The organism is Streptomyces sp. NPDC003379 (assembly GCF_053589195.1).
In genome coordinates, this window is the sequence record NZ_JBSFRK010000005.1 from 261,110 (window position 1) to 268,300 (window position 7,191).

6 protein-coding genes are annotated in these 7,191 nt (G+C 68.8%); 3 read left to right on the plus strand and 3 right to left on the minus strand.

The features are described 5' to 3' along the window. Nucleotides 1-64: 64 nt before the first annotated feature. Nucleotides 65-2,116: a fructose-specific PTS transporter subunit EIIC gene (locus tag ACWDVB_RS07340; protein ID WP_451519980.1), complete on the minus strand. Its 2,052-nt coding sequence runs from the start codon at nucleotides 2,114-2,116 to the stop codon at nucleotides 65-67. Nucleotides 2,117-2,500: 384 nt separating this feature from the next. Between ACWDVB_RS07340 and ahcY the strand changes: the two genes are divergently transcribed. Together ahcY and ACWDVB_RS07350 are read left to right on the plus strand one after the other, a co-directional pair. Then, a complete protein-coding gene (ahcY, locus tag ACWDVB_RS07345; RefSeq protein ID WP_451519979.1) occupies nucleotides 2,501-3,958 on the plus strand; it encodes an adenosylhomocysteinase in 1,458 nt (485 codons plus the stop codon). A 128-nt stretch (nucleotides 3,959-4,086) separates the two neighbouring features. Then, complete coding sequence (locus tag ACWDVB_RS07350; protein ID WP_451519978.1) at nucleotides 4,087-4,701, plus strand: hypothetical protein; 615 nt, start codon at nucleotides 4,087-4,089, stop codon at nucleotides 4,699-4,701. Between the two features lie 20 nt (nucleotides 4,702-4,721). Here ACWDVB_RS07350 and ACWDVB_RS07355 read toward each other — a convergent pair whose 3' ends face one another. After that, the gene (locus ACWDVB_RS07355; RefSeq protein ID WP_451519977.1) at nucleotides 4,722-5,645 is read right to left on the minus strand and encodes an RDD family protein; all 924 of its coding nucleotides are present in this window, start codon (nucleotides 5,643-5,645) and stop codon (nucleotides 4,722-4,724) included. 86 nt (nucleotides 5,646-5,731) lie between these two features. Between ACWDVB_RS07355 and ACWDVB_RS07360 the strand changes: the two genes are divergently transcribed. Then, on the plus strand, nucleotides 5,732-6,739 hold the full coding sequence (locus tag ACWDVB_RS07360; RefSeq protein ID WP_451519976.1) for a stage II sporulation protein M: 1,008 nt from the start codon (nucleotides 5,732-5,734) through the stop codon (nucleotides 6,737-6,739). Nucleotides 6,740-6,912: 173 nt separating this feature from the next. Here ACWDVB_RS07360 and ACWDVB_RS07365 read toward each other — a convergent pair. After that, on the minus strand, nucleotides 6,913-7,191 hold a 279-nt coding region (locus tag ACWDVB_RS07365), incomplete at its 5' end, for a hypothetical protein (RefSeq protein ID WP_451611950.1).

Here is a 7,191-nt window from a genome sequence, read left to right on the forward strand (position 1 = left end):
GCACCGAACAAGGTGCGGGGCCCCCTCCACGTATCCGCATCTACGGGCCTGCCGAAGATCCTGCCTACTGGACCTCACGCAGCACATCGAGGATCGCGGCGTCGTCCAGCGCCGCCCCGAGCCGCTCCCGGAAGCCCGTGTCCATGAGCTTGCGCGACAGCAACGCGAGAATCCGCAGATGCTCGTCCCCGGCGGCCGCCTCCGGCACGGAGATCATGAAGACCAGCTTGGCCTTCGTCCCGTCGAGCGAACCCCACTCGATGCCCTCCGCGGACCGGGCGAACCCCACGACCGCCGCGTCCACGGCATCGGTCTTGGCATGCGGAATGGCGATCTCCTCGCCGAGTCCGGTGGTCCCCTGCGCCTCGCGCCGCAGCGCGGTACGCACCAGCTCCTCCACGTCGTTGACCTTGCCCGTGGTGGCGAGGAGCACGGCCATCTCCCGGATCGCCGCGTCCTTGTCCGCGGCAGCGAGCCGGCCCTTCACGGTCTGCTGGGTGAGATAACCGGACAGAACCTCACCGACGGGAGCCTCCGTTGCCTCGGGCGCCTTGCCCGTGGGAGAGGCGGTCCGCGCGGACTGCTCCTTGTGCGGCGACCCGGCGACCCCGGCGACCCCGTCGACCCCGTCGCCCAGGGAGGCCCCGCGCCGCTTCCGCTCGCTGAGGTCGATGAGCGTGACCGTGGAGAGCGCGGTGACGACCGTGCCGATCGCGACGGCCACGAAGAACATCGGTACGCCACCGATGGCGCCGAGCACCGCCACGATCGGCCCGCCGTGCGGCACCGCGTCCTTGACGCTCGCCATACCGGCGACGGCACCGGCGACGGCGCCGCCGAGCATGTTGGCGGGGATGACCTGAGCGGGCCGCGCGGCCGCGAACGGAATCGCACCCTCCGAGATCCCGAACATCCCCATGAACAGCGAAGCCATTCCGGTCTCGCGCTCCTGCTCCGAGTAGAGCCGCCGCCGGACCAGCGTGGCGAGGCCCTGCCCGAGCGGCATCACGGGAATGGCGGCGGCACACATGCCCATCACGGTCTGGTTGCCGGTCGCGATGAGCCCCGTACCGAACAAGAACGCGGTCTTGTTGACCGGACCGCCCATGTCGAACGCGATCATGAGCCCGAGAATCGCGCCGAGCAGGATCGCGCTGGTGCCGGTCATGCCGCTGAGCCAGTCGGTCAGGTGCTCGAAGACCCACGAGATCGGCTTGCCGATGACGTAGATGAAGAACAACCCGAGCGCCGTGGTCGCCACGATCGGGATCACGATGATCGGCATGATCGGCCGGACGAACTTCGGGACCTCGACCTTCTTGATCCACACCACCAGATAACCGGCCAGGAACCCGGTCACGATGGCGCCGATGAAGCCCGCCCCCGCCTTGGAGTCGTACAGCTCACCGGTGTTGGCGATCCACCCGCCGATCATGCCCGGCACCAGCGCCGGCCGGTCCCCGATGGCGTACGCGATGTACCCCGACAGGATCGGCACCATCAGCGTGAAGCCGATGACCCCGATGGCGTTGACGTGCGCCCAGAGGGTCCCTTCCGGGATCACATAGCCCTTGGACGTGGCGTCACCGCCGAGCGCCAGCGAGACCGCGATCAGCAGACCGCCGACCACCACGAACGGAATCATGTACGAGACGCCGTTCATCAGCGCTTTGTACGCGACGCTCCGCTCCCGGCCGCCCCTGCCGCCGCCCCCGCCGCGGGAGACAGGCTCCGTGGAATCACCGCCGCCGCCGTGCACGGGCGCGCTCCGCACCCGCTCGATCAGCCGCTCTGGATGACTGATGCCCTCGGACACCCCGACGGACAGCACCCGCTTGCCCACGAAACGGCTGCGGTCCACGTCCTTGTCCGCCGCGATGATGACGCCGTCGGCCTCTCTGACATCGTTGTCAGAGAGGACGTTCTCGGCTCCGATGGAGCCCTGCGTCTCCACCTTCATGTCGATCCCGAGGCTCTCCGCCGCCTGCGAGAGCTTCTCCGCCGCCATATACGTATGGGCGATGCCGGTCGGGCACGCGGTCACCGCGAGCAACTTCAACCTCTTCTGCCCGCTGCTGTCCCCGCCTATGAGCGGCGGGTCGGCCGGACTGGTCACCTGGATCTCCTCACGCCATTGCCGAACGAGATCGCGCAAACGTTCCCGGTCCCGTTCTCGATCCCGTTCCGGATCTCAGGGCATCCTGCAACACGTAAGCGCAGGATCAAAAGCGCAAAGGTCCCATAACATCCAGGTCTGCCGCCCTATCCGCCAGAGATCCGTGCCCGGAGGCGGGCTGGGGCTTGCTGCGCCGATCGGTGTAGCTTTGTGACTGAGCCAGACGTCGCTGCTGATGGCGGTCGGGCGGTCCGCACACGGACCGGCCGAGGGAGAGAGGGCCTCCGACGGACTGCGCTGCGCGCGCCGGTGCGCCCTTGTACCCGACGCCGCAGGTCAGCCATGCCCCACCCCTCGACCAACCCCACGAGGAGCAGCTCACTCATGACCACTGCCACCAACGGCCAGGACTTCAAGGTCGCCGACCTCTCGCTCGCCGAGTTCGGCCGCAAGGAGATCACTCTCGCCGAGCACGAGATGCCCGGCCTGATGTCGATCCGCAAGGAGTACGCCGCGACGCAGCCGCTCGCCGGCGCCCGCATCATGGGCTCGCTGCACATGACCGTGCAGACCGCCGTGCTCATCGAGACCCTGGTCGCCCTCGGCGCCGATGTCCGCTGGGCCTCCTGCAACATCTTCTCCACCCAGGACCACGCCGCCGCGGCCATCGCCGTCGGCCCGAACGGCACCCCGGACAACCCTCAGGGCATCCCGGTCTTCGCCTGGAAGGGCGAGACCCTGGAGGAGTACTGGTGGTGCACGGAGCAGGCCCTGACCTGGCCGAACACCCCCACCGGCGGCCCGAACATGATCCTGGACGACGGCGGCGACGCCACGCTCCTGGTCCACAAGGGCGTCGAGTACGAGAAGGACGGCAAGGTCCCCTCGCCCGACACCGCCGACTCCGACGAGCACCGCGTCGTCCTGGAGCTCCTCAACCGCACCATCACCGAGGGCTCGCAGAAGTGGACCCAGCTCGCCTCGGAGATCCGCGGCGTGACGGAGGAGACCACGACGGGCGTCCACCGCCTGTACGAGATGCACCGCGACGGCACCCTCCTCTTCCCGGCGATCAACGTGAACGACGCCGTGACGAAGTCGAAGTTCGACAACAAGTACGGCTGCCGCCACTCGCTGATCGACGGCATCAACCGCGCCACCGACGTCCTGATCGGCGGCAAGACCGCCGTCGTCTGCGGCTACGGCGACGTGGGCAAGGGCTGCGCGGAGTCCCTGCGCGGCCAGGGCGCCCGAGTGATCATCACCGAGATCGACCCGATCTGCGCCCTTCAGGCGGCCATGGACGGCTACCAGGTCACGACGCTGGACGAGGTCGTCGACAAGGCGGACATCTTCGTCACGACCACCGGCAACAAGGACATCATCATGGCCTCGGACATGGCCAAGATGAAGCACCAGGCGATCGTCGGAAACATCGGCCACTTCGACAACGAGATCGACATGGCCGGCCTGGCCGCCATCCCCGGCATCGTCAAGGACGAGGTCAAGCCGCAGGTCCACACCTGGACGTTCCCCGACGGCAAGGTCCTGATCGTGCTGTCGGAGGGCCGTCTGCTCAACCTGGGCAACGCGACCGGCCACCCGTCCTTCGTGATGTCCAACTCGTTCGCGGACCAGACCCTGGCCCAGATCGAGCTGTACACCAAGCAGGAGGAGTACCCGACCGACGTCTACGTGCTCCCCAAGCACCTGGACGAGAAGGTCGCCCGCCTCCACCTCGACGCACTCGGCGTGAAGCTCACGACGCTCCGCCCCGAGCAGGCCGCGTACATCGGCATCGAGGTCGAGGGCCCGTACAAGTCGGACCACTACCGCTACTGACGGCCGCCCGGCCATCGGTCAGCCCCACTTCAGCAGGCCCTCGCCCCCGCGGCGGGGGCCTGCCCCTTTGGCCTCCAGGAACCGACCCTGACCGCTCACCGCAGGTACTGACACGAGGACCCACGCCCATGCCCCGCGGCCGATATTCGCTCCATGATCCGCACGATCACACCCCCCTCGGCGAAGAACACTTCCACTGCGCGCCCGGCCCCTCCGGCTGGCGCTACGTCTCTCAGAGGACCACCCCCTCAGGCACCCCCGCGGGCTCCGTCGACCTTGCGCTCGACGACCGCGGCCGCCCCATCCGCCTCGAACTGCGCGCGGGCGACTGGCAGGTCCGCGCCGCCGCCCTCAACGGCGTCACCTGGGTCCGCACCGACCCCACCGGCGCCCATGCCACCGAGGACAACGCGCCCGCCCACACCTTCACCGGTACATCCCCCGCCTTCCTCATCGCGACGGCCCGGCTGCTGCGCCTGACCCCCGACTCCCCCGCGACCCGCATCCGCCTGGTCGCCTTCACGGACCCGGTCCTCGCCCCCCGCACGCTCGACCAGTCCTGGGCCCTGCTGAAAACAGAAGCACACGCCACTGACAACGGCCCGCTGACCGTGGACGAATACCAGGTCACAGCCCTGGACACCGGCGAACAGCACACGGTCCACATCACCGGCGACGTCATCCTCGCGGCCCCCGGCATCGAGCTCGAACACCTCGAAACCCCGCCGTCGGCCTTCGCCTGACGCCGCGTACGCCCAGCCGACTATGCAGGCGGCACGAACCCGGTGGCCGGACGCGGTGATTCCTCGCCCCCAGGCCGACTCGCCGGCGGTGCGGCGCCCGGAGCGGCGGACGGCGGCACGAACCCCGCCGAAGGGCCTTCGCCGACCCGCACCTCACGGAACCCGCCGGGGCCAGGCACGGCAGAGTAAGCCGCCTCCCCGCCAAAGGCCCGCCGCGCATCGCGGGCCTGCCGCTCGTGCACGACAGCGGCCAGATACGCCGCCGGCGGAACGCCCTGCGGCGCCGCGGCCCCCGTCCGCTCCGCCAGATCACCGGCCAGCCGCTCCGCCATCGCCCAGCCCACCTGCGGATCCAGCTGCCCCATCCGCGTCAGGTACTGCCGGATCGCCAGCCACAGCCCCTCGGGCACACCGGACAGATCGAGCCCGGAGAACCGCCCCATCAGCCAAGGCGGCGGCGGAGGCACGAAACCCGTACGCCCCGCGGGCACCCGCTCACGCACGACCAACGTGCCCGCGAACACATCCCCGAGCCGCCGCCCACGCGCCGACACCAGCGACGCGACACACGCCACCACCCCGAACGTCATGAGAATCTCGACGACCCCCACGGCCCCCCGCACCAGCGCGTGCCGGAACCGAATGGGCCCCCCGTCGTCCCGCACCACCCGCAACCCGCACGCCAGCTTCCCCAGCGACCGCCCATGACTGAGCGTCTCCACGGCTATGGGCCCACCGACCAGAACGAGTACGAAGGCGGCGACCGCGACCGCGGCAGCCGCGGCGTCGTCCAACGAGGACGTCGAAGCGACGATCCCCAGGGTCACCGCCAGATAGACCGACCACGCCACGGCCATGTCGACCAGCACGGCCAGCACCCGGCTCGGCAGCTTCGCCGGACGCAGCTCCAACGCCACCGCCTCACCCGTCACAAGCTCACTCACGCCCGCCGCCCTTCCCTGCCCTGCCGTAGGACTGGCCAGTCTGCCAAGCTGAGCAGCCACGCCGCAGTACGAGGAGCAGCCACCCGATGGACCTCGACGTCTTCGTGTCCGCCCACCGAGCCGACTGGGACCGACTGGAAGCCCTGCTGCGCCGCCAACGCCGCCTCACCGGAGCCGAGGCCGACGAACTCGTCACCCTCTATCAGCGCACCGCCACCCATCTCTCCCTGATCCAGTCCAGCGCACCGGACCCGCAGCTCACCGGACGCCTGACCCACCTGGTGGCACGCGCGCGTAGCGCCGTGACCGGCACCCGCCGCGCCTCCTGGCGTGACGTGACCCACTTCCTGACGCACGGCTTCCCGGCAGCGGTCTACCGCTCCCGCCACTGGTGGGTCCCCACCGCGCTGCTCTCGACGGCCCTTGCCGCGGTCATCGGCTGGTGGATCGCCGCACACCCCGAAGTCCGGTCCTCGATCGCCGCCCCCAGTGAACTGCGCGAGCTGACCCGCCCCGGCGGTGAGTACGAGACGTACTACTCCAGCCACCCGGCGGCGTCCTTCGCCGCCCAGGTCTGGACGAACAACGCCCAGGCCGCCGCCATGTGCCTCGTCCTGGGCGCCTTCCTCTGCTTCCCCGTCGTCTGGATCCTCTTCCAGAACATGCTCAATCTCGGGGTGGGTATCGGCCTGATGTCCTCGGTCGGCCGCCTCGACACCTTCCTCGGCCTGGTCCTCCCGCACGGCCTCCTGGAACTGACGGCCGTCTTCGTAGCCGCCGGCACAGGCCTGCGCCTCGGTTGGACCCTCATCGACCCGGGCCCCCGCCCACGCCGCACGGCCCTGGCAGAGGAGGGACGCGCGGCACTGGGCATGGCGATCGGCCTTGCTCTGGTCCTGTTCGTATCGGGCGCCATCGAAGGCTTCGTCACCCCATCGGGCCTGCCGACCTGGGCCCGCATCACCATCGGAATCGCCGCCGAGCTGGCGTTCCTCGCGTACGTCTACGTCCTGGGCGGCAGAGCCACCCGGGCGGGTGAAACGGGGGACCTGGACCGGACCGACCGCAGCGCCTCCGCCCCCACCGCGGCGTGATGTGCGTAGGGCCCCGGTGAGCTGCTAGTCTCCTCTTCGCCCCAAGAAAACCGTTGACACGGAAGGACTGGGGAGGTAGATTCGAACAGTTGCCTAGAACTGGACAAGTCCAGGGGCGGCGGTTTAAAGTCTGCTTGCTTCTCGAATTACATCAATTGAGAAGCCGCCCCGATTCATTCGGAACTGAAGCCGGTAAGACCGGCCGAAAACTTCTGATAAAGTCGGATCAGCCGAAAGGCAAAGGCCCTCCAGCGGCCACCGGAAATGAAATCCGAACCGGAAACGGAACGGAAAACGGATCTGGTAAGGTTGGAAACACGAAATACCGAAGGGAAGCGCCCGGAGGAAAGCCCGAGAGGGTGAGTACAAAGGAAGCGTCCGTTCCTTGAGAACTCAACAGCGTGCCAAAAGTCAACGCCAGATATGTTGATACCCCGGCTCACTTCGGTGAG